1 protein-coding gene is annotated in these 405 nt (G+C 36.3%); it reads right to left on the reverse strand.

Annotation, left to right across the window (positions count from 1 at the left end):
* Positions 1 to 222 precede the first annotated feature (222 nt).
* Positions 223 to 405, reverse strand: a 183-nt coding sequence (locus OM075_RS25735) for a hypothetical protein (protein ID WP_301193406.1), incomplete at its 5' end; no start/stop codon positions are given.

Raw genomic sequence — 405 nt, forward strand, 5'->3', positions numbered from 1 at the left:
TGCTACCTACTTTTCCTGTGAATCTTCCGTTGATTCCTTTTATATATGTTCCCATGACTTTTTGTTTTTGTAAGCCCTGCTATCACTGATCAGGTAATATCAGAGCCCGGGTTAAACATGTATCGGCCGATTTTAGAGCCAGGAGCAAAGGGCTTAGTGCAAAGTGTTTAGTGCAAATAGCGCTCTGATCTCAGCTTGTAGTACTAAAGTATATTGAAATATTCATTGAAAAAATAACAGTAATTTTACTGTTACTTTTTGTGATTGTAAATGGTTGTGTGATAGTAATATATGATTTTTGGAGTCTGGGATTTTGATTTGTTTTACCCCCCATAATGCCTCAGAATTCCATTTTTTGCTAAAAATGGGGGTTTTGGATTCCACTTTTGGCCAAAAACGATGGTT

Source organism: Plebeiibacterium sediminum (genome assembly GCF_026013605.1).
GTDB lineage: Bacteria > Bacteroidota > Bacteroidia > Bacteroidales > Marinilabiliaceae > Saccharicrinis > Saccharicrinis sediminus.